The organism is Streptomyces iranensis (assembly GCF_017874715.1).
Taxonomy (GTDB): Bacteria; Actinomycetota; Actinomycetes; order Streptomycetales; family Streptomycetaceae; genus Streptomyces; species Streptomyces iranensis.
Genome location: NZ_JAGGLR010000018.1, coordinates 92,102 through 114,611, shown reverse-complemented (window position 1 = coordinate 114,611; position 22,510 = coordinate 92,102). Strand labels below are relative to the sequence as shown.

The 22,510-nt window shown below is 68.9% G+C and carries 18 protein-coding genes and 2 tRNA genes; 16 read left to right on the top strand and 4 right to left on the bottom strand.

The window, feature by feature from the left end; all coding sequences use genetic code 11:
• Positions 1-536 precede the first annotated feature (536 nt).
• Positions 537-731: a hypothetical protein gene (locus J2Z30_RS30730; RefSeq protein WP_037945927.1), complete on the top strand. Its 195-nt coding sequence runs from the start codon at positions 537-539 to the stop codon at positions 729-731.
• 131 nt (positions 732-862) lie between these two features.
• Here the strand turns inward: J2Z30_RS30730 and J2Z30_RS30725 are convergent.
• Positions 863-936: transfer RNA gene (locus tag J2Z30_RS30725), tRNA-Gly, on the bottom strand.
• A gap of 179 nt (positions 937-1,115) precedes the next feature.
• On the opposite strand from J2Z30_RS30725, the gene J2Z30_RS30720 reads away from it, so the two are divergent.
• From J2Z30_RS30720 to clpX, 5 genes are all read left to right on the top strand, one after another.
• Positions 1,116-1,192: transfer RNA gene (locus J2Z30_RS30720), tRNA-Pro, on the top strand.
• Positions 1,193-1,347: 155 nt separating this feature from the next.
• The gene (gene tig, locus J2Z30_RS30715) at positions 1,348-2,784 is read left to right on the top strand and encodes a trigger factor (RefSeq protein ID WP_044575263.1); all 1,437 of its coding nucleotides are present in this window, start codon (positions 1,348-1,350) and stop codon (positions 2,782-2,784) included.
• Positions 2,785-3,060: 276 nt separating this feature from the next.
• The gene (locus J2Z30_RS30710) at positions 3,061-3,675 is read left to right on the top strand and encodes an ATP-dependent Clp protease proteolytic subunit (protein WP_044575266.1); all 615 of its coding nucleotides are present in this window, start codon (positions 3,061-3,063) and stop codon (positions 3,673-3,675) included.
• A gap of 61 nt (positions 3,676-3,736) precedes the next feature.
• Positions 3,737-4,393 (top strand): ATP-dependent Clp protease proteolytic subunit, encoded by a 657-nt coding sequence (locus J2Z30_RS30705; protein WP_044575269.1) that lies wholly within the window; start codon positions 3,737-3,739, stop codon positions 4,391-4,393.
• Positions 4,394-4,574: 181 nt separating this feature from the next.
• A complete protein-coding gene (gene clpX, locus J2Z30_RS30700; RefSeq protein ID WP_044575272.1) occupies positions 4,575-5,861 on the top strand; it encodes an ATP-dependent Clp protease ATP-binding subunit ClpX in 1,287 nt (428 codons plus the stop codon).
• 106 nt (positions 5,862-5,967) lie between these two features.
• Here clpX and J2Z30_RS30695 read toward each other — a convergent pair whose 3' ends face one another.
• The 3 genes from J2Z30_RS30695 to J2Z30_RS30685 are packed head-to-tail and all read right to left on the bottom strand — an operon-like array spanning position 5,968 to position 8,868.
• Positions 5,968-6,819 carry a hypothetical protein gene (locus tag J2Z30_RS30695; protein WP_044575284.1) on the bottom strand — a complete coding sequence of 284 codons (852 nt, stop codon included), beginning with the start codon at positions 6,817-6,819 and terminating at the stop codon, positions 5,968-5,970.
• 58 nt (positions 6,820-6,877) lie between these two features.
• Positions 6,878-7,870, bottom strand: a complete 993-nt coding sequence (locus tag J2Z30_RS30690; RefSeq protein WP_044575286.1) for a hypothetical protein — start codon at positions 7,868-7,870, stop codon at positions 6,878-6,880.
• Positions 7,871-7,923: 53 nt separating this feature from the next.
• Positions 7,924-8,868 (bottom strand): hypothetical protein, encoded by a 945-nt coding sequence (locus J2Z30_RS30685; protein ID WP_044575292.1) that lies wholly within the window; start codon positions 8,866-8,868, stop codon positions 7,924-7,926.
• Positions 8,869-8,986: 118 nt separating this feature from the next.
• On the opposite strand from J2Z30_RS30685, the gene J2Z30_RS30680 reads away from it, so the two are divergent.
• The 10 genes from J2Z30_RS30680 to rodA all read left to right on the top strand — a co-directional run bounded on the left by J2Z30_RS30680 (position 8,987) and on the right by rodA (position 22,476).
• Positions 8,987-11,620 (top strand): valine--tRNA ligase, encoded by a 2,634-nt coding sequence (locus tag J2Z30_RS30680; RefSeq protein ID WP_044575296.1) that lies wholly within the window; start codon positions 8,987-8,989, stop codon positions 11,618-11,620.
• A gap of 227 nt (positions 11,621-11,847) precedes the next feature.
• Positions 11,848-13,302 carry a peptidoglycan D,D-transpeptidase FtsI family protein gene (locus J2Z30_RS30675; protein WP_044575299.1) on the top strand — a complete coding sequence of 485 codons (1,455 nt, stop codon included), beginning with the start codon at positions 11,848-11,850 and terminating at the stop codon, positions 13,300-13,302.
• A 244-nt stretch (positions 13,303-13,546) separates the two neighbouring features.
• Entirely contained in the window at positions 13,547-15,052 is a 1,506-nt protein-coding gene (folC, locus tag J2Z30_RS30670) for a bifunctional tetrahydrofolate synthase/dihydrofolate synthase (protein WP_044575302.1), read from the top strand.
• Position 15,053: 1 nt separating this feature from the next.
• Positions 15,054-15,407 (top strand): DUF4233 domain-containing protein, encoded by a 354-nt coding sequence (locus J2Z30_RS30665; RefSeq protein WP_044575305.1) that lies wholly within the window; start codon positions 15,054-15,056, stop codon positions 15,405-15,407.
• Between the two features lie 73 nt (positions 15,408-15,480).
• Positions 15,481-15,894, top strand: a complete 414-nt coding sequence (gene ndk, locus J2Z30_RS30660) for a nucleoside-diphosphate kinase (RefSeq protein WP_044575308.1) — start codon at positions 15,481-15,483, stop codon at positions 15,892-15,894.
• Between the two features lie 321 nt (positions 15,895-16,215).
• Complete coding sequence (locus J2Z30_RS30655; RefSeq protein WP_037946248.1) at positions 16,216-17,235, top strand: rod shape-determining protein; 1,020 nt, start codon at positions 16,216-16,218, stop codon at positions 17,233-17,235.
• Between the two features lie 142 nt (positions 17,236-17,377).
• Entirely contained in the window at positions 17,378-18,322 is a 945-nt protein-coding gene (mreC, locus tag J2Z30_RS30650; RefSeq protein ID WP_044575318.1) for a rod shape-determining protein MreC, read from the top strand.
• Positions 18,323-18,328: 6 nt separating this feature from the next.
• Positions 18,329-19,036 (top strand): rod shape-determining protein MreD, encoded by a 708-nt coding sequence (gene mreD / locus J2Z30_RS30645; RefSeq protein WP_107073561.1) that lies wholly within the window; start codon positions 18,329-18,331, stop codon positions 19,034-19,036.
• A gap of 96 nt (positions 19,037-19,132) precedes the next feature.
• Positions 19,133-21,277 (top strand): penicillin-binding protein 2, encoded by a 2,145-nt coding sequence (gene mrdA / locus J2Z30_RS30640; RefSeq protein WP_044575337.1) that lies wholly within the window; start codon positions 19,133-19,135, stop codon positions 21,275-21,277.
• Complete coding sequence (gene rodA / locus J2Z30_RS30635; RefSeq protein ID WP_020871344.1) at positions 21,274-22,476, top strand: rod shape-determining protein RodA; 1,203 nt, start codon at positions 21,274-21,276, stop codon at positions 22,474-22,476. Before mrdA ends, rodA begins: the two co-directional genes overlap by 4 nt.
• Positions 22,477-22,510: the final 34 nt, after the last annotated feature.

Here is a 22,510-nt window from a genome sequence, read left to right as displayed (position 1 = left end):
AGGCACGATAGCGCCGAAACCTGTATTGCGTAAAACCTCGTTCTGTTTGCTTTCCGTTCATAGCCTTCGTATCGCGGCCGATAGTCGACCCCGGTAAGTCGATCGAGGGGTCGACAAAGCGATGTGATCATTCGATATCCGGGCGCAGACTGTCCGTTCTGATGGCTTTCATCCTGATTAATTGGGGCATATGCCCCGCAGGAGGCTCTGGCGGAATGTCTGATTCATTGATGTTTTGTCACCCTGCCGAGTGACCGCCGAGTGAATTCCGAATTCCTGCCCGAGATCATCCGGGGTGATCGGAATTCACCGCTCGGGCGGCTCGCCGAGTTGTGGGGAGCGTCACCCGTAACCCTTTGAATGAACGGTTACCGGACGGGTACCGGCAGGGTGGGTGTCGTGTGCACATGTGACCGTTTATCGCTCCACCCCACTGCTGAGCGGCGGGAGTTGATGGCACGATGGTGGCTGCGGGGGTGTGCGGGGTCGCGTGCTTCCGGGGCCTGTGAGACGTGTGCGACCGAGGGTGGGATGTTGTGGCCATTTCCCTGTCATTGGTACTGCTGGTGGGCATCATCCTGGTGTTCATGATCCGCAATGGCCGGGTCAAGTGGGGACCGGCCCTGGTCGCGATCCTCTTCGGGTTCCTGCTCGCCTCGTCCAATGTCGCGCCGGACATCCAGAAGTTCCTCGACTCGGCCGCCGAGGCCATCGCCGACATCAACCCCTGATCGCCGACCCCTGGCACCGGCTCCCGAGGCATCCGCCCCCGCGTCCCGCGGAGCGGGTGCCCGGACGCGCGAGTGTGCGCAAAAGCGAACGGCCCGGCTCCGGGGAACTCCCCGGGCCGGGCCGAAAGCCGTGGAGCGGGCGACGGGAATCGAACCCGCGTAGCCAGTTTGGAAGACTGGGGCTCTACCATTGAGCTACGCCCGCACACGCCGCGTACACGGATGGACCGGTCTCCCGGACACCTCCGCCCAGGCATGATCGCCCGGATCGCGGCACGGCATGCATCGTAGCGGTTCCCGACCGTTCCCCGCACACCCTTGCCCACCAGTCGAATAACCGGCAGCCGGGGCGTCCGCGGGCATGTACCCTACGTGTCGCACCGACGGGGTGTGGCGCAGCTTGGTAGCGCGTCCGCTTTGGGAGCGGAAGGTCGTCGGTTCGAATCCGGCCACCCCGACCATCCACAGACGTCAAGATCGCGTTGTGGGGCCCGTCATGCTTGCGGTTACTATGCAAGCTGCGCGTCTGTGTCTTTTTAACCGGACGCGAATCCGCTGCGACGCGACAGCGCACCGCAGCTGAACACCACACGTCAGCCCCCAAGGAGACCGAACCGTGAAGAGCGCCGTGGAGAACCTGAACCCGACCCGGGTTCGGCTCACTGTCGAGGTGCCCTTCGAGGAGCTCAAGCCCAGCCTCGACGCGGCGTACAAGAAGATCAACCAGCAGGTCACGGTGCCTGGGTTCCGCAAGGGCAAGATCCCGGCCCGCATCATCGACCAGCGGTTCGGTCGTGGCGCCGTGCTGGAAGAGGCCGTCAACGAGGCGCTCCCGAAGTTCTACACCGACGCGGTCAACGAGGGTGAGCTGAACCCGCTCGGCCAGCCCGAGGTCGACATCACCGAGCTCAAGGACAACGAGCTGCTGACCTTCACCGCCGAGGTGGACATCCGCCCGGCGATCGAGATCCCGGACTACTCCGGCATCGAGGTCACCGTCGACTCCGTCGAGGTCTCGGACGAGGACATCGACAAGTCCGTCGAGCAGCTGCGGGAGCGCTTCGCCACCACCAGCCCGGTGGAGCGCGCCGCCGCCGACGGCGACATCGTCGTGATCGACCTCGAGGCCAAGGTGGACGGCGAGGTCCTGGAGGACGGCGTCGCCACCGGCGTCACCTACACCATCGGCTCGGGCGAGCTGCTGGACGGCATCGACGAGGCCGTGACCGGCCTGGAGGCGGGTGTCGAGGCCACCTTCGCCTCCGAGCTCAAGGGCGGCTCCGCCCAGGGCAAGGAGGCCGAGGTCTCGGTCAAGGTCTCCGAGGTCAAGGCCCGTGAGCTGCCCGAGCTCGACGATGACTTCGCCCAGCTGGCCAGCGAGTTCGACACCCTCGAGGAGCTCCGCGGCGACAGCCGTAAGCGCCTGGAGCAGTCGAAGAAGTTCGAGCAGGCCACCCAGGCCCAGGAGAAGGTGCTGGACGCCCTGCTGGAGCTGGTCGAGGTGCCGGTCCCGGAGAAGCTCCTCCAGGACGAGATCAACACCCGTAAGCACAACCTCGAGCACCACCAGCTGGGCCAGATGGGCCTCAACCTCGACTCTTACCTGGAGATGCAGGGCAAGACCGCCGAGGAGTTCGACGCCGAGCTCAAGGAGCAGGCCGAGAAGGGCATCCGGACCCAGTTCGTCCTCGACGAGCTGGTCAACAAGGAGCAGCTGTCCGTCGGCCAGGAGGAGCTCACCGAGCACCTCATGCGCCGTGCGCAGTCCTCCGGCATGAGCCCGGACCAGTTCGCCCAGGCCGTCGTCGAGGGCGGCCAGGTGCCGATGCTCGTCGGCGAGGTCGCCCGCGGCAAGGCGCTGGCCGTGGTCGTCGAGGCCGCCAAGGTCGTCGACGACAAGGGCGAGACCGTGGACCTGGACGACGAGGAGGACGAGACCGGCGAGACGGTCGAGGCCACCTCCGAGACCGCCGAGGAGCCCGCCGAGGTCGAGGCGGAGGCCGTCGAGGCGCCCGCGGAGTCCGAGGAGAAGCAGGACAAGGCCGAGAGCTGATCCCGGTCCGCTCCACAGCCCGTACGAACGGGCCCGAACGTCTGCACGCGTCCGGGCCCGTTCGTGTTCCGCGACGCCGGTCCGGTGCCGGGACATGCGCTCAGAGCGAACAGTTCCTGATGCGGGATGGCGCCCGCCGACCAGCGCGTTAGGGTCCGTAGATACGAGGGCAGGGGAGTCTCGCGAGCCCGCCGGCCCATCGGCGGCCAGGCCCCCACACCCCAGAAGAAGACGCTGAGACGGCCAGTCAGCCGTCAGAGACGAGCAGGTGGATACGTGACGAATACGATGCCTTCCGCCGCCGGCGAGCCGACCGTCGGTGGCCTCGGCGACCAGGTCTACAACCGGCTGCTCGGCGAGCGGATCATCTTCCTCGGCCAGCCGGTCGACGACGACATCGCCAACAAGATCACGGCTCAGCTGCTCCTGCTCGCCGCCGATCCGGAAAAGGACATTTACCTCTACATCAACTCCCCGGGCGGCTCGATCTCGGCGGGCATGGCGATCTACGACACCATGCAGTACATCCAGAACGACGTGGTCACCATCGCCATGGGCCTCGCCGCGTCGATGGGCCAGTTCCTGCTCAGCGCGGGCACCCCGGGCAAGCGCTTCGCGCTCCCCAACGCCGAGATCCTGATCCACCAGCCCTCCGCGGGTCTGGCGGGTTCCGCCTCGGACATCAAGATCCATGCCGAGCGACTGCTGCACACCAAGAAGCGCATGGCCGAGCTGACCTCCTTCCACACCGGTCAGACGGTTGAGCAGATCGTCCGTGACTCCGACCGCGACCGCTGGTTCTCCGCCGACGAGGCCAAGGAGTACGGCCTGGTCGACGACGTCATGACGTCCGCCTCCAGCGTTCCGGGCGGGGGCGGCACCGGGGCCTGAGGCCCGCCGTCCCGTAGCCGACCTCCAGCCCCCAGATCGCCACAGGATGGTGAAGACCCAGATGAGCAACTTCCCCGGCAGCGGCCTGTACGACGGCCCGATGGCCGAATCTCGCTATGTCGTTCCGCGTTTCGTCGAGCGCACCTCCCAGGGCATCCGCGAGTACGACCCGTACGCCAAGCTCTTCGAAGAGCGCGTGATCTTCCTGGGCGTCCAGATCGACGACGCCTCGGCCAACGACGTCATGGCGCAGCTGCTGTGCCTGGAGTCGATGGACCCGGACCGTGACATTTCGGTCTACATCAACTCTCCCGGCGGCTCGTTCACCGCGCTGACCGCCATCTACGACACGATGCAGTTCGTCAAGCCCGACATCCAGACGGTGTGCATGGGCCAGGCCGCGTCCGCCGCGGCCGTGCTGCTCGCCGCCGGGACGCCGGGCAAGCGGATGGCCCTGCCCAATGCCCGGATCCTGATCCACCAGCCGTACAGTGAGACCGGGCGGGGTCAGGTCTCCGACCTGGAGATCGCGGCCAACGAGATCCTGCGGATGCGCTCGCAGCTCGAGGAGATGCTGGCCAAGCACTCCACGACGCCCATCGAGAAGATCCGCGACGACATCGAGCGGGACAAGATCCTCACGGCCGAGGAGTCCCTGGCGTACGGTCTTGTCGACCAGATCGTCTCCACCCGTAAGACCTCGGTCGGTCTCGGCTGAATCTTCGGTGGAAACACCCCCCTTGGACCGAGTAGGTCCAAGGGGGGCCCGAACCGGGGGCCCGGCAAGGTACCGTCGTAGAGGGCTGAGGGCCCCGGCCCACGGGAAAGAAGCAGAAAGCGCAGCGCAAGCACCCGGTTCCGCGCAGCAAAGCGGATCCAAGGCGAAGGGGAAGCACCTCGTGGCACGCATCGGTGACGGCGGCGACCTGCTCAAGTGCTCGTTCTGCGGGAAGAGCCAGAAGCAGGTGAAGAAGCTCATCGCGGGCCCGGGTGTGTACATCTGCGATGAATGCATCGATCTCTGCAACGAGATCATCGAGGAGGAGCTCGCCGAGACCTCCGAAGTGCGCTGGGAGGAACTCCCCAAGCCGCGCGAGATCTATGAATTCCTCGAGGGCTATGTGGTCGGCCAGGAGGCCGCCAAGAAGGCCCTCTCGGTCGCCGTCTACAACCACTACAAGCGGGTCCAGGCGGGCGAGAACGGCGGCAGCAACCGCGACGACGGCATCGAGTTGGCCAAGTCCAACATCCTGCTGCTCGGCCCCACCGGCTCCGGCAAGACGCTGCTCGCGCAGACCCTCGCCCGGATGCTCAACGTGCCCTTCGCCATCGCCGACGCCACCGCGCTCACCGAGGCGGGCTATGTCGGCGAGGACGTGGAGAACATCCTCCTCAAGCTGATCCAGGCCGCCGACTACGACGTCAAGAAGGCCGAGACGGGCATCATCTACATCGACGAGATCGACAAGGTGGCCCGCAAGAGCGAGAACCCCTCGATCACCCGCGATGTGTCCGGCGAGGGCGTTCAGCAGGCGCTGCTGAAGATCCTGGAAGGGACCACGGCGTCGGTGCCGCCGCAGGGCGGCCGGAAACATCCGCACCAGGAGTTCATCCAGATCGACACCACGAATGTGCTGTTCATCGTGGGCGGCGCCTTCGCCGGTCTGGAGAAGATCATCGAGGCGCGGGCGGGTGCCAAGGGCATCGGATTCGGCGCCACGATCCGCTCCAAGCGCGAGATCGAGGCGAGCGACCAGTTCCAGGAGGTCATGCCCGAGGACCTGGTGAAGTTCGGAATGATCCCGGAATTCATCGGCCGTCTCCCGGTCATCACCTCCGTCCACAACCTCGACCGCGAGGCGCTGCTGCAGATCCTCGTCGAGCCGCGGAACGCCCTGGTGAAGCAGTACCAGCGGCTGTTCGAGCTCGACGGGGTGGAGCTGGACTTCGACCGCCCGGCCCTGGAGGCCATCGCCGACCAGGCGATCCTGCGCGGCACCGGGGCCCGGGGCCTGCGCGCGATCATCGAGGAGGTGCTGATGTCGGCGATGTACGAGGTGCCGTCCCGCAAGGACGTGGCCCGCGTCGTCATCACCGAGGACGTCGTGCACTCCAATGTGAACCCCACGCTGGTGCCCCGCACCCGCGGCACCGAGCCGGGCGAGCGGCACGAGAAGAGCGCGTAGCCGCCCCCGCACGCGTAGCCGCCCCGCTGAGGGCGTACGAAGAGGGCCCCGGTCTCCCGGGGCCCTCTTCGTGTCGTACGCGCCCTGTGGCCGCTTTGCGGGCGGTTCAGGCGGGCTTGCGGGTGTCCTGGTAGATGCCCGCGGTCACCTTGGCGAAGGACTCCATGTCGGCGTCCGACGCCGAGGTGTTCTCCGCGTTGACGTCGAGCACCATCGCCGCGTCCGTCTCCTCCGCCCAGACGCAGGCCGGGGCGTAGACCCGGTCGTAGAGCTTGACCACCTCGCACTCCACCGACGGGCCGTCAGCGCCCTTCGGCTGGAACCGCTTGCGCTTCCGCTCCACCGTGGGGGAGCCGTCGCCGCCCGCGAAGCCCTTGAACATCTCGTCGCGGACCGTGTCCGGGTCGCTGATGTCGCCGTACATACCGGAGAAGGCGAGCCCCGAATTGTCGTCGTCCGACCGCTTGTACTGGGCCAGGACCGAGGTCGCGCCCTCGGGCATGCTGCCCTGCACGCTGGTGCCCTCGTTGTCGAGGTCGTCCGTGCCCTTGTCCAGCGTGTAGGTGCCGTCGGCGAGCGTCTTGGGGGTGACCAGCTTCATCGCCTTCGGGCCGTCGTCGCCGCCGGACAGCACCACGGCGCCGGTGACGATCGCGCCCACCACCACGAGCCCGGCCACCGTCACCGCGATGATCTTGGTGCGGTTGCCGCCCCCGCCGGCCGCGGGCGGCGCGGGGTAGGGCGGCTGGCCGTAGGGACCCGGCTGACCCGCCTGCTGCGGGTAGCCGTAGCCCTGCGGGGGCTGCGCCTGCGGATAGCCGTACCCCGGCGTCTGCGCGTACGGGTTGGGCTCCGCGGGCCGCTGCTGCCCCCCGCCGTACGGATTGGGCTGGGCGCCCCCGTACGGGCCGGGTCCGCCGCCGTAGGGCCCCGGCGGCGGTGGCTGGTTGTGGCTCATGGCTGTGGGGGTCCCCCTCCGGATCGGCTGTGGCCTGTGAACTGCGCGGCCCGCTCGGCTACTTGATCTCCACGCGCGCGTCGTTGCGGACCTTCGCGGTGATGTCACCGGCCTCGTCGAGCGACATGCTCTTGCCGGACAGCGCCGCGGCCGCGTCGGAGACGACCACATAGGCCACCGTGCTGTTGTCGCCCCACATGCAGATCGGGATCGAGAAGCCCTTGGTGGGTATGCCGCTGGAGCCGGAGTCCCCGGTCGGGGTGAACTTGGTGTTCTGGCACTTCATCACGGCGTTCTCGAAGCCGCTGGGCGTCACCGTCTCCGGGCTGCCCACGAGCTCGGCCTTCATCCCATTGCTGGTGGAGGGGTCCTTCTCGGCCTCTTGCGCGATCTTCGAGAAGGCGCCGTCGACGACCGCCTCGGGGTCCTTCACCTCGCCCCAGACGCCGTTGAGCTGCAGCTGCTTGGCGCTCATGCCCTCGCCGGACTTGTACTCCGCGCTCTCGGTCTTGGGGTTGGTGACGCCGAACTTCTCGAAGTCGTCCGCGTCCGAGGAGGTGAGCCCGCCACCGCCGGAGGAGCTCTTGGTGTAGTCGCCGGCCACCGTCGCGGGGGTGGTGAGCTTGTACCGCTTGCCGTCGTCGGCGACCTTACCGCCGCCACCGCTGTCGTCCCCGCCCTTGAACACCAGGACACCGCCGACGACCGCGGCCACCACGACCACCGCGCCGATCGCGATCGCCAGGCCCTTCTTCTTGCCGCCGCCCTGGCCCGGACCCGGCTGGTACGGCCCCGGCATGCCCGGCTGGCCGTACGGCTGCTGCTGGCCGTACGGGTTCGGCTGCTGGCCGTAGGGGCCCGGCTGGCCCTGCTGCGGCTGCCCGGGGTAGCCGTAGCCCTGCTGGGGCGGCTGCTGCGGCTGTCCGTAGGGACCCGGCTGACCCGGCTGCTGCGGGTAGCCGTAGCCGGGCTGGCCGGCCGCTCCACCCTGTCCGTAGGGACCCGGCTGTTGGGGCTGCTGGCCGTAGGGGCCCGGCTGGTTGTAGCTCATCTGTATCCCTCGTTAGAAATCGTGCTGTTGTGTTGCTGTGCGCCGGCCGCGGGCTAGCCGTCGATCTCGACGCGCGCGTCCTTGCGCACCTTGGCCGTGATGCCGGCGGCGTCCTCAAGGGACATGCCACCACCGAGCACCGCGGCCGCCGGATCCGCCATGACCGTGACGCCCAGGGTGTCCTTGTCGCCCCAGACGCACGCGGGGGCCTCCATGGATCCCTGATCCGAGGTGAACTTCATGGACTGGCACTTCAGGACGTCCCCGTCGAAACCGTCCGGTGAGAACGTCTGGGGGCTGCCCTTGGCCTGCGCGGTGCCGTTGTCCTGCAGCGTCTTGACGATGACCGCCAGCGCGAGGTCCGCGCCCCGCTCCGGGTCGGTCACCTCGCCCCAGACGCCGGTGAACTTCAGCATCTCCTTACCGGAGGTCTGGTAGTCGGCCGCCACCAGATGCGGGTCCTTGACGACCGGCACCTGCTGGAGGTCCTTCCGGCCCGCCGCGGACAGATCGCTGTCGTCCGTGCCCGAGCCCTGGCGCTCGTAGTCCGAGGCCACGGTGTCGGGCGTGGTCAGCTTGTACGGGCCGCCGCTGCCGCCGCCGAACAGCGCGAACGCCCCCGCCCCCAGTGCCGCCACGACCACCACCGCGCCGACCGCGAGACCCACCTTCCTGCCCTTGCCGTTGCCACCGGCCGCCGGTCCCGGGGGCGGCGGGGTCTGCGGCCCGCCGTAGTAGCCAGGACCCTGCTGGGGCGCGGGGCCCGGCTGGGGCGGCTGCGGCGGCTGACCGTAAGGGTTCGCGGGCTGTCCATACGGGCCGGGTTGGCCCTGCGGCTGTCCGGGGTAGCCGTAGCCTGGCTGGGGCGGCTGCGGAGGCTGTCCGTAGGGACCGGGCTGCTGCGCGTACGGATTGGGCACGGGAGGCTGACCGGCGCCGTACGGCCCTGGCTGGCCCCCGTAGGGGCCGGGCTGCGGCGGCGGCTGCTGATGGCTCATGTGCCTCTCCTTATGCGCATGACAGGTTCCAAACATCCTTCCCGACGCCCTCGGGGGCCTTGGCGCCGGGGCCACAACGGGTTCGTAACGGAAGGCCGCGGCCCTTTAGACTGCGGAGGTGACCGAGAACTCTTCGCAGCGCCCCGCGAGCGGGCCGAACAGCCACCCCGAACTGCCGACCCAGTACGCGCCGGCCGATGTAGAGGGGCCGCTGTACGAGCGCTGGGTAGAGCGCGGTTACTTCGAGGCGGACGCGAAGAGCGACAAAGAGCCCTACACCATCGTCATCCCGCCCCCCAATGTGACCGGCTCGCTCCACCTCGGCCATGCCTTCGAGCACACGATCATCGATGCGCTCACCCGGCGCAAGCGAATGCAGGGCTTTGAGACGCTCTGGCAGCCGGGAATGGACCACGCCGGTATCGCCACGCAGAACGTGGTCGAGCGCGAGCTGGCCAAGGAGGGCGTCTCCCGCCACGACCTGGGCCGCGAGGCGTTCGTCGAGCGCGTCTGGCGGTGGAAGAGCGAATCCGGCGGGCAGATCTCCGGCCAGATGCGGCGCCTGGGCGACGGCGTGGCCTGGAACCGCGAGCGCTTCACCATGGACGAGGGGCTCTCCAAGGCCGTCCAGACGATCTTCAAGCGGCTCTACGAGGACGAGCTGATCTACCGCGCCGAGCGCATCATCAACTGGTGCCCGCGCTGCCTTACGGCCATCTCGGACATCGAGGTGGAGTACGACGACGATGACGGCGAGCTCGTCTCGATCCGGTACGGCGAGGGGGATGCGTCCATCGTCGTCGCCACGACCCGTGCCGAGACGATGCTGGGCGACACCGCGGTCGCCGTCCACCCCGACGACGAGCGCTACCGCCACCTGGTCGGCACCGAGATCGAGCTGCCGCTGACCGGCCGCCGGATCCCGGTCGTCGCCGACGAGCACGTCGACCCCGAGTTCGGCACCGGCGCGGTCAAGGTCACGCCGGCCCACGACCCGAACGACTTCGAGATCGGGCAGCGGCACGGCCTGCCCAACCTGACCGTCATGGACGAGCACGCGGTCATCACCGCCCACGGCCCCTTCCAGGGCCTGGACCGGCTGGAGGCGCGCAGCGCCGTCGTCGGCGCCCTGCGCGCCGAGGGCCGGATCGTGGCCGAGAAGCGTCCGTACACCCACTCCGTGGGCCACTGCTCGCGCTGCAAGACCACCATCGAGCCGCGGCTGTCCATGCAGTGGTGGGTCAAGGTCGGCCCGCTGGCCAAGGCCGCGGGTGACGCGGTCCGCGACGGCCGGGTGAGGATCCACCCGGAGGACATGTCGAAGCGCTACTTCGACTGGGTCGACAACCTCCACGACTGGTGCATTTCGCGCCAGCTGTGGTGGGGCCACCGGATCCCGGTCTGGTACGGGCCGAACGGCGAGGTCGTCTGCGTCGGACCGGACGAGCAGCCGCCGGGCGGCGAGGGCTGGCACCAGGACAGCGACGTCCTGGACACCTGGTTCTCCTCCGGCCTGTGGCCGTTCTCCACGCTCGGCTGGCCCGAGCGGACCGAGAGCATGGAGAAGTTCTATCCGAACTCGGTCCTGGTCACCGGCTACGACATCCTCTTCTTCTGGGTCGCCCGGATGATGATGTTCGGCCTGTACGCGATGGACGGCACCCCGCCGTTCCACACCATCGCGCTGCACGGCATGGTCCGTGACCAGTTCGGCAAGAAGATGTCCAAGTCCTTTGGGAACGCGGTCAATCCGCTGGACTGGATGGACACCTATGGATCGGACGCGGTCCGCTTCACCCTGGCCCGGGGCGCCAACCCCGGCGTGGACGTCCCGATCGGCGAGGACTGGGTCCAGGCGTCCCGCAACTTCGCCAACAAGATCTGGAACGCGACCCGCTTCGCGCTGATGAACGGCGCCACGGTCGAGGGCGAACTGCCCGCCCCCGAGCGGCTGTCGGCCACCGACCGCTGGATCCTGTCCCGGCTGAACGCGGTGGTTGCCGAGGTCGACGCCTACTACGAGGACTACCAGTTCGCCAAGCTCTCCGACGTCCTCTACCACTTCGCATGGGACGAGGTCTTCGACTGGTACGTCGAGCTGTCCAAGACCACCTTCGCCAAGGGCGGCGCGGAGGCCGACGCCGCGCGGCGCGTCCTCGGCGAGGTCCTGGACGTCACGCTGCGGCTGCTGCACCCGGTGGTCCCGTTCGTCACCGAGAAGCTGTGGACCTCGCTGACCGGCCAGGAGTCCGTCGTCATCGCGGACTGGCCGGGCGACAGCGGCTTCCGGGACGAGGCGGCCGAGCGGGAGATCGAGAACCTCCAGCAGGTGGTCACCGAGGTCCGCAGGTTCCGCGCCGACCAGGGCCTCCAGCCCGGTCAGCGGGTTCCCGCCCGGCTGGAGCTGTCCGGCACCTCGCTGGCCGCACACGAGGACGCGATGCGCTCCCTGCTGCGGCTCCAGCCGGCCGGTGAGGGCTTCACGGCCACCGCGTCGCTGCCGGTCGCGGGCGCGACCGTGGCGCTGGACCTGTCCGGTGCGATCGACGTCGAGGCCGAGCGCAAGCGGCTGGCCAAGGACCTCGCCGCGGCCGAGAAGGACAAGGCGCAGACGACCGCGAAGCTGTCCAACGAGGGCTTCCTGGCCAAGGCCCCCGACCATGTCGTGGAGAAGATCCGCACCCGGCAGGCGACCGCCGAGGCCGATATCGCCCGGATCACCGCCCAGTTGGCGGCCCTCCCCAAGGGCTGACCACCGAGGAGTACCGATCGCACCACAGCGCCCCCGCCGGATTCCGGCGGGGGCGCTCGCGCGTGAGGTGTGTGCGATATGCCACAGACACCCCGGAGAAGCCTCACGGGCCCTTGGAGAGGCCCCACAGACGCCTCACAGGCGCCACACAGCAATACCCCACCGGGAACCAAACACTGCCTTCAGGGAGTTATCCGGCCGTACGTCCCGGAAGGAGCTCCCCCTCCATGAACAAGCCCCTGAGAAGGGCATCGGTGTTCTCGCTGCTGCTCGTGCTGGCCCTGCTCGCCTGGGTCACCTATGTGCAGTTGGCGAGAGGCGACAGTCTCCGGGAGGACCCGCGCAACGCCCGGGTGGCCATCTCCGAGTACGCCGGGCCGCTGGGCGACATCATCGCCGGCGGTAAGCCGGTCACCGGCTCGGCGGCCACCAAGGGCGATCTGAAGTACAAGCGCACCTACCCGGACGGGAAGCTCTGGGCGCCGGTCACCGGTTACGCCTCCCAGTCCTACGGCAGCACTCAGGTGGAGGCCCTGGAGCGGCAGGTGCTCGACGGCTCCGACAGCCGGCTGAAGAACCCGCTCGAGGCGGTGACGCGGGAGCGGTCCAAGCCCGGCGACGTGATCACCACGGTCAACCCGGCCGTGCAGAAGGCCGCCTACGAGGGGCTGGGGAACAAGACCGGCGCGGCCGTGGCGCTCGACCCCACCACCGGCGCCGTCCTGGGCCTGGCCAGCACCCCCTCGTACGACCCCGGCACCTTCGCGGGCTCCTCCACGGCGGACCAGAAGGCGTGGACCGCGCTCCAGAAGGACGACAAGCAGCCGATGCTGAACCGCGCGCTGCGCCAGACGTACCCGCCGGGCTCGACCTTCAAGGTCCTGGTCGCCGCCGCGGCGCTGGAGAACGGGCTGTACTCGTCGGTGGACGAGCCGACCAAGAGCCCGGATCCGTACCGGCTGCCGGGCACGGTCACCGATATGCACAACGAGAACAGGTCGGCGCCCTGTAAGAACGCGAACATACGCACCGCCCTCCAGTACTCGTGCAACACGGTCTTCGCGAAGATGGCCGTGGACCTCGGCCAGTCCAAGGTGGCGGCGGAGGCCAAGAAGCTCGGCTTCGACGATGCCGAGCTGGACATCCCGGTGCGCGCCGCGAAGAGCACCTACCCGAGCGGTATGAACGACTCGCAGACGGCCCTGACCGGCATGGGGCAGTTCGATGTGACGGCCACTCCGCTGCAGATGGCGATGGTCTCCTCGGCCATCGCGAACGACGGCAAGCTGATGACCCCGTACGAGGTCGACCGCACCACGGACGGCAGCGCGTCCGCCCTGGACCGGAGCTCGGCCAAGACCTACAGCCAGGCGATGTCCCGGCACACCGCGTCCGAGCTGCAGTCCGCGATGCGGACGGTCGTGGACCAGGGGACCGGGACCAACGCCAAGATCTCCGGGGTGACGGTGGGCGGCAAGACCGGCACCGCCCAGCACGGTGAGAACAACAGCGCCAATCCGTACGCGTGGTTCATCAGTTACGCGGACGCCGGCGGCGGCCACAAGGTCGCGGTCGCGGTGGTGGTCGAGGACAGCGACGCGGCCCGCGCCGACATCTCCGGCGGCGGCCTGGCGGGGCCGATCGCCAAGTCGATGATGAATGCGGCGTTGGCCGGCGAGTGAGCCGAAGGGGCGCGTCGCTGTCGTAAGGGAGACGCGCGCAGGGAGCGAGGGCTCCGATCGATGTGCGGCTCCGCCGCGTGGGCGACCGAGCACGTCGACCGTCGACAGGGGGCACCTCCCAGCGGTAGCTGGGGGAGACTGAAGCGCCCCGGAGGCGAGCCGCCTTGTCACAGATACCGGCTCGTGACCTGGGTGGGGATGGCGCTGGGCCGGGTTGTCACCCCTCCCTCGTAGACTGGTCCGCGTGAGCGAGGAGCGTCCCCAGAACGAGTCCGACGAGTTCGAAGAGATCGTCGGAGCCGAGACCGACCGTGACCCCGATCTGGCGGTGATCGAGGCCGGCAGCCGGACGCTGCGTGCGCAGTCCGGGCCGCCGCAGGGGGACGGCATCCCGGCCCGCCCGGCCGACCCCGAGGTGGACCGCGCCCTGCGGGAGGTGGAGGGCGAGCTGGCCAGGCGCTGGCCGGAGACCAAGCTGGACCCGTCGCTGGTGCGGATCGAGTCGCTGATGGACATCCTCGGCTCGCCGCAGCGGGCCTATCCGTCGATCCACATCACCGGTACGAACGGCAAGACCAGCGCTGCCCGCATGATCGAGTCGCTGCTGGGCGCCTTCGAGCTGCGCACCGGCCGCTACACCAGCCCCCATGTCCAGTCGATCACCGAGCGGATCAGCCTGGACGGGACGCCGATCTCCGCCGAGCGGTTCATCGAGACGTACCAGGACATCCAGCCGTACATCGAGATGGTCGACGCCCAGCAGGAGCACCGGCTGTCCTTCTTCGAGGTGCTCACCGGCATGGCGTACGCGGCCTTCGCGGACGCGCCGGTGGACATCGCGGTGGTCGAGGTCGGCATGGGCGGCTCCTGGGACGCCACCAATGTGATCGACGCGGGCGTCGCGGTGATCATGCCGATCTCGCTGGACCACACCGACCGGCTCGGCACCACTCCGGAGCAGATCGCCGTCGAGAAGGCCGGGATAGTGAAGCAGGACGCCACCGTGGTGCTCGCGCAGCAGCCGGTGGAGGCCGCCTCGGTGGTGCTCAAGCGCGCGGTCGAGGTGGATGCCACGGTCGCCCGTGAGGGCATGGAGTTCGGTGTGCTGTCCCGGGAGGTGGCGGTCGGCGGTCAGCTGCTGACCCTGCGCGGCCTCGGCGGGGAGTACACCGATGTCTTCCTCCCGCTGCACGGCGCCCATCAGGCGCACAACGCGGCGATGGCGCTGGCCGCCGTGGAGGCGTTCTTCGGCGTCGGCTCCCAGCACGCCCGTCCGCTCGACATCGACACCATCCGCTCCGCCTTCGCCTCCGTGACCTCGCCCGGCCGGATGGAGGTCGTGCGCCGCAGCCCCACCGTGGTGCTGGACGCCGCGCACAATCCCGCGGGCGCCCGTGCCGCCGCCGCGGCGGTCACCGAGTCCTTCGACTTCAGCCGGCTGATCGGCGTGGTCGGGGCGAGTGACGGCAAGGACGTGCGCGGTCTGCTGGAAGCCTTCGAGCCGATCTTCGCCGAGGTCGTGGTGACCGGCAATTCCAGCCATCGCGCCATGGACCCGGACGAGCTGGCCGCGATCGCCGTCGAGGTCTTCGGCTCCGACCGGGTCCAGGTCGAGCCGCGGCTGGACGACGCTCTGGAGGCCGCCATCACCCTGGCGGAGGAAGAGGGCGAATACGCCGGAGCGGGCGTTCTGGTGACCGGGTCGGTGATCACGGTCGGCGAGGCCCGGCTCCTCCTGGGAAAGGGCTGATATGCGAACGCTGTGCGCTTCCACCCTCATCGGCGAGTTCTTCGTGATCGGCTTCGCCGGGCTGGTCGCGATGAAGACGTCCGGGCTGTCCACGGGCACCGTCTGGACGGTCAGCGGAATCGCCATGGGGCTGTGCGTGCTGCTGTGCGGGCTGCTGAGCCGTCCGGGTGCGGTGCAGATCGGCTGGGCCCTGCAGATCGGGCTGGTGCTGAGCGGTTTCGTGGTGCCCACCATGTTCTTCCTCGGGGCGGTCTTCGCCGCGCTGTGGTGGGCCTCGGTCCACTTCGGCCGCAAGGTCGACGAGGCCAAGGCGCGGTTCGCCGCGTCCTCGGCCGCCTCGCCTGACGCTGTGTGACGTGGCCGTCGTTCCCCCATGTAGCCTCTGCCTCACAGCCCCGCCGCATGTCTTTCCCAAAGGAGCCCGCACCGTGAGCCAGCGCACGCTCGTCCTGCTCAAGCCCGACGCCGTCCGACGCGGACTGGTGGGCGAGATTCTGGGGCGGATCGAGAAGAAGGCGGGCTGGACGATCAGCGCCCTCGAGCTGCGTCAGCTGGAGCGTGAGGTTCTGGAGCAGCACTACGCCGAGCATGTCGGCAAGCCGTTCTACGAGCCGCTGGTGGAGTTCATGGCCTCCGGTCCGGCCGTGGCGCTGGTGGTCGAGGGCGAGCGGGTGATCGAGGGCGTCCGGGCGCTGGCCGGGCCGACCGACCCGATCGCCGCGGCGCCGGGCTCCATCCGTGGCGATTTCGGCACCATCGTTCGGGAAAATCTGATCCATGCCTCCGACTCGGCGGAGTCCGCCGAACGGGAAATCAAGATTTTCTTTCCCGGGATCGCCTGACCCCGATCCGATCGTTACTGATCGGCCATCAGTTTGATCATCAGGTTGCCACACCCCTGCTGACCTGGGGGCGGCCGAATTACCCGGCCGCCCTTTGGCATATGCGAGCCGATCGGGGGAACGCATCTCCGCGACACGACGTCACCATTAGAGGAGGCGGGGTCGTGTTCTGCTGACAATGGCGGAGGACCCCCGCAGCGTGTTCGAGCGGGCGTGACTACGATGAAGTCTCTGCGCCTCGCAGCGCACACCCATCCTGCCGACCTCTAGCAAGCAATCGCTCCAGCAGGGAAGGCCTGACGTATCCTCATGGGGAACAACATGTCGTTCATCGGCCGTGACATGGCTGTCGACCTCGGGACCGCCAACACGCTGGTGTACGTCAGGGGCCGCGGGATCGTCCTCAACGAGCCATCCGTCGTCGCCATCAACACCAACACCGGCGGAATTCTCGCCGTGGGCGCCGAGGCGAAGAAGATGATCGGCCGCACTCCTGGCAACATCGTCGCTGTGCGTCCGCTCAAAGACGGCGTTATCGCCGACTTCGAGATCACCGAGCGGATGTTGCGGTACTTCATCCTCAAGATCCATAAGCGACGGTATCTCGCCCGGCCCCGAGTGGTCGTCTGCGTGCCGTCCGGTATCACCGGGGTCGAGCGCCGTGCCGTCATCGAGGCGTCCACCCAGGCGGGCGCCCGTCAGGTGCACATCATCGAGGAACCCATGGCCGCGGCCATCGGCTCCGGCCTTCCGGTCCACGAGGCCACCGGCAACATGGTCGTGGACATCGGCGGCGGCACCACCGAGGTCGCCGTCATCTCGCTGGGCGGCATCGTCACCGCGCAGTCCATCCGGGTGGCGGGCGATGAGCTGGACAACGCGATCATCCAGCACATCAAGAAGGAGTACAGCCTGCTGCTCGGCGAGCGCACCGCCGAGAACATCAAGATCACCATTGGCTCGGCGTACGAGGGCGACGAGGAGGAGCACACCGAGATCCGCGGCCGTGACCTCGTCAGCGGCCTCCCCAAGACCGTCGTGATCTCGGCCGCCGAGGTCCGCAAGGCCATGGAGGAGCCGGTCAACTCGATCGTCGACGCGGTCAAGACCACCCTCGACAAGTGCCCCCCGGAGCTCTCCGGCGACGTCATGGACCGCGGCATCGTGCTCACCGGCGGCGGTGCGCTGCTGCGCGGCCTGGACGAGCGGCTGCGCCGCGAGACCGGGATGCCGATCCACATCGCCGAGGACCCGCTGGACTCCGTCGCACTCGGGTCCGGCAAGTGTGTGGAGGAGTTCGAGGCGCTCCAGCAGGTGCTGGACGCCCAGCCCCGCAGATGACAACCCGGCGGACCGGCCGTACGGGTGGTTGGCTGCCCGTGCGGCGGAACGCTGATATACAGGCATAAGGCTCCCCAGGACCGACCGGTCATCACATCTCCGGCACCGGTCCGACTTCGACGAGGAAGGCACGTCGCCGCACGTGAGGGACACACGAGAGAGCCGGCTGCTCCTGGTGCTGCTGGTCGCCATCGCGTTCGCGCTGATCACGGTGGATATCCGCGGCGGCGAGGACTCACCCCTCGACGGCGCCCGGCATGCCGCCGCTTCCGTCTTCGGGCCTGTGGAGGACGGTGTCGCCTCCGCCGTGGATCCGGTCGGCAACGCGGTCGCGGCCGTACGGGAATCCGGTGACCGGCACGACCGGGTCCGCCGGCTGGAGGAGGAGAACACCAAGCTCAAGCAGCGGCTCGGCAACAACGCCCGCGACCGCGCCCGCTCCGCCGAGCTCGACAAGCTGCTCAAGACCGCCGGCGCCGGTCAATACGGCATCAAGGGCGCCCAGGTCATCGGCATCGGCGCCGCCCAGGGCTTCTCCTGGACCGTCACCATCGACATGGGCAGCGGCGACGGCATCCGCCGCGACATGACCGTCATCAACGGCGACGGGCTGGTCGGCCGGGTCACCACCGTCGGCTCCTCGACGGCCACCGTGCTGCTCGCGATCGACCCGGACTTCACCGTCGGCACCCGTATGGAGGGATCGGGCGAGCTCGGTTTCGCCACCGGGCGCGGCGACCGCTCGCTCCATGTGCAGCTCCTCAACGGCAAGGCCCGGATCAAGAAGGGCGACCGGATGGTCACCTTCGGCTCGCAGGCGGACAAGCCGTTCGTCCCCGGCGTCCCGGTCGGCAAGGTCGTCGGTGTCGATCCCACCGGAGGCGATCTGACCCGCACGCTCCGGGTGCGCCCGTACGTCCGGTTCAGCAAGCTGGACATCGTCGGGGTCGTCGTCCAGCCGCCGCGGGTCAACCCGCGGGACAGCGTGCTCCCGCCCAAGCCCGCGAAGCCCAAGCCGACGCCCACGGTCACCGTCACGGCCAACCCCTCCGCCACCGCCACCAGCCCGGCCGCCAACAGGAGCTGACCGATGCTGCACCTCAACCGGATCGTCCTGTCGACCTGCCTGGTGGTCTTCGCCCTCGTCGTCCAGATCTGCGTACTGGCCCGCCTCCAACTGCCCGGCGCCGTTCCGGACCTGCTGCTGCTCGTCGTGCTCGGTCTCGCGCTCGTCTACGGCCATACCGGCGGCGCGCTCATCGGCTTCGGTGCGGGGCTGCTCGCCGACTTCGCCCCGCCTGCCGACCACGCCGCGGGCCGCTATGCCCTGGTGCTCTGCGTCATCGGGTATCTGGCCGGGCTCGCCAAGCCGGAGACCGGCCAGCTCAGGTCGGCCACCGGGCCGATGCTGGTGGTCGTGGCGGCGGCCATCGGCGCCACGCTGCTGTACGCCGGGGTCGGCATCCTCGTCGGCGACGACGCGGCCCGTCAGGTGGGCCTGGGCAAGCTGCTGTTCACCGCGGCCCTCTACGACCTGCTGCTGGCACCCTTCACGGTGCCGCTGATCATGGGGATCGCCAGACGGAGTGAGAACGATCCGATGGCCGACAGCGCGGGCGGCGGCGAGAGCCCGTCCCGCTGGATCAGCACGGCGGGCGGCGTCAGCACCGGCCGGATCGGCCGGATGAGCCGGCTCAGGCGCACGGGCCGGGCGCCCCGGATCGGCAGCCAGCGCGGCGGGCTGCTGCCCCGCACGGGGAAGAACAGGACGGCACGCATCAAGGGGGTCAAGCGCCTGTGAGCAATGCCCTCCCATCGCCCGCCGCCCGCCCGTCTCCCGCCCCCCACTCGTCGCCCTCGGCCCACCCGTCTCCCGCCACCGCCCTCAGGGGACGCCATGAGTAATATTCCTGAGACCGGTCGGACCTCCCGGGTCACCATCCGGCTCGTCGGCCTCCAGATCCTGGTCTTCTCGCTGCTGCTGACCCTCGGCGGACGCCTGTGGTACCTCCAGATCCGCAATGGCGACGAGTACACCGCCGAAGCCGCCAACAACCACGTCCAGCAGGTCGTCCACCCCGCCGTGCGCGGTTCCATACTGGACGCCCGCGGGGTGCCGCTGGCCGACAACGAGACCCGTCTGGTGGTCTCCGCCAGCCGCACCGAGCTGATGAAGATGCCGGACGACGGCAAGGCCGTCCTCACCCGCCTCGCCGACGTCCTGGGCATGAAGCCCAAGGACGTCATGGACAAGGTACGGCTGTGCGACGCCAAGACCCCGCAGCCCTGCTGGAACGGCTCCCCGTACCAGCCCATCCCGATCACCGACGAGGCCAGCGCCAAGCAGGCGCTCCAGATCCGCGAGCGCGAAGAGGACTTCCCCGGCGTCAGCGCCGAGCCCACCGCCGTGCGCCGCTATGCCGCGCCCGCCGGCTCCAACGCCGCCCAGGTGCTCGGCTATCTCTCCCCGGTCACCGATGAGCAGGTGAAGGAGGCCGAGCACACCAAGTCGCCCCTGCTCCGCTCCGACCAGGTCGGCAGCAATGGCCTCGAGCGTCAGTACGACAGCGAGCTGCGCGGCAAGGCGGGGGTGACCCGCTACGAGGTCGACAACCTCGGCCGGGTCATCGGCCAGCGGGAGAGCCAGCGGGCCCGCCCCGGCGACAACGTCGTCACCAGCATCGACTCGCGGGTCCAGGCCGTCGCCGAGAAGGAGCTGGACCAGGCGATGCGGGACGCCCGCAAGCAGCACGACCGCAACACCGGCACCAACTACAAGGCGGACTCCGGCGCGGTCGTGGTCATGGAGGCCAAGACCGGCCGGGTGGTGGCCATGGCGTCCAACCCGACGTACGACCCCAACGCCTGGGTCGGCGGTATCTCCGGCAAGGACTACAAGCAGCTCACCGGCAAGAAGTCCAACTACCCGCTGCTCAACCGGGCGATCCAGGGCCAGGCGGCCCCGGGGTCGATCTTCAAGGTCGTCCCGACGACCGCCGCGATCAACGCCGGCTACTCCTTCAACGGGCCGTATCCCTGCACCAGCTCGTTCAACATCGGCAGCCAGGTCTTCAAGAACTTCGAGTCCGAGAACTACGGCGGGATCAGCCTCGGCCGCGCGCTGGAGGTCTCCTGCGACACCGTCTTCTACCACCTCGCCTACGAGCAGTGGAAGAAGGACGGTGGCAACAAGCCCAAGAAGAAGCCGGGGGACTGGTTCTACCGGACCGCCCACCAGTTCGGCCTCGGTAAGGAGACCGGCATCGACCTCCCCAACGAGGTCACCGGCCGGGTCCCGGACCGCCAGTGGAAGAAGGACTACTGGAAGGCCAACAAGGACGCCTGGTGCAAGACCGGCAAGAAGGACGGGAGCTACGGCCAGCGGATCGCCTACGAGAACTGCCTCGAAGGCATGAAGATGCGCGCCGGTGACTCCGTGAACTACTCCATCGGCCAGGGCGACACCCTCGTCACCCCGATCCAGATGGCCACCATCTACGCGGCCATCAGCAACGGCGGCACGCTCCACGACCCGACCGTCGGCAAGGCGATCGTCAGCCCCGACGGCAAGGACATCCAGGAGATCAAGCCGCAGGCGCACGGCAAGCTGCCGATGAAGGGCCAGACCCGCGACAAGATCGACAGCGCGCTCGCGGGCGTCGCCACCCGGGGCACCGCCGCCTGGCGGTTCCAGGGCTGGCCGCAGAACAAGATCCCGATGCATGCCAAGACCGGTACCGCGGAGGTCTACGGCAAGCAGACCACCTCCTGGTTCGCCACGTACACCAAGGACTACACGGTCGTCATGACGATCGCCCAGGGCGGTACCGGCTCCGGCGCCTCCGGCCCCGCCGTGCGCAAAATCTACAACGCGCTGTACGGGGTCGACGCCAAGGGCGGCATCGACAAGAAGAAGGCGCTGCTGCCCCAGCCGCAGGCCGAACTGCCGAAGATCTCGTCGGACGGCTCCATCGAGTCCCAGCCGCTCGGCAAGCAGTTCGAGGCGGCCGCGCGGGAGCGGCGGCGGGGAGCTGATTCATGAGCGCGTCCACGCATGGGTACTCCGTCCGCCGCTTCACCCCGGAGCGCGGCGCCTGGAGCAAGCTCATGGCGCGCGACTCGGTCGTCCGCCGCCTCGACTGGGTGCTGCTGCTCACCGCTCTGGCCCTGTCCGCGATCGGCGGGGCGCTCGTCTACTCAGCCACCCGCAACCGCACCGAGCTCAACCAGGGCGACCCGTACTACTTCCTGGTCCGGCACGCCCTCAACACCGGCATCGGGCTGCTGCTCGCCATCGGCACCATCTGGCTGGGCCATCGCACCCTGCGCGGCGCGGTCCCGGTCCTCTACGGGCTGTCCGTCATCCTCGTCCTCGCCGTGCTCACCCCGCTGGGCTCGACGATCAACGGCGCCCATGCATGGATCGTGGTCGGCGGCGGATTCTCCCTGCAGCCGGGTGAGTTCGCCAAGATCACGATCATCCTGGGGATGGCGATGCTGCTGGCCGCGCGCGTGGACGCGGGCGACCGGCTCAACCCCGACCACCGCACCGTCGTCCAGGCGCTCGGCCTGGCCGGGCTGCCCATCGCGATCGTGCTGCTGATGCCGGACCTCGGCTCGGTGATGGTCATGGCGATGATCGTGCTCGCCGTGCTGCTCTCCTCCGGCGCGTCCAACCGCTGGATCGCGGGGCTCATCCTCACGGCCGTGGTGGGCGCGCTGCTCGTCTGGCAGCTGCACGTCCTCGACCAGTACCAGATCGACCGCTTCGCCGCCTTCGCCAACCCCGCGCTCGACCCGGCCGGAGTGGGCTACAACACCAACCAGGCGCGGATCGCGATCGGCTCGGGCGGGCTCACCGGCAAGGGGCTCTTCCACGGCACCCAGACCACCGGTCAGTTCGTCCCCGAGCAGCAGACCGACTTCGTCTTCACGGTCGCGGGGGAGGAGCTCGGCTTCCTCGGCGCGGGCCTGATCATCCTGCTGCTGGGGGTCGTGCTGTGGCGCGCCTGCCGGATCGCGCGCGACACCACGGAGCTGTACGGGACCGTCGTCGCGGCCGGGATCATCGCCTGGTTCGCCTTCCAGGCGTTCGAGAACATCGGGATGACGCTGGGCATCATGCCGGTGGCCGGTCTGCCGCTGCCGTTCGTCTCCTACGGCGGGTCCTCGATGTTCGCCGTATGGATCGCGATCGGGTTGCTCCAGTCCATCCGGGTGCAGAGACCTGTCTCCGCATAGGGTCCGCCTGGCCCGCCTGGCGTGGTGTCTCCGC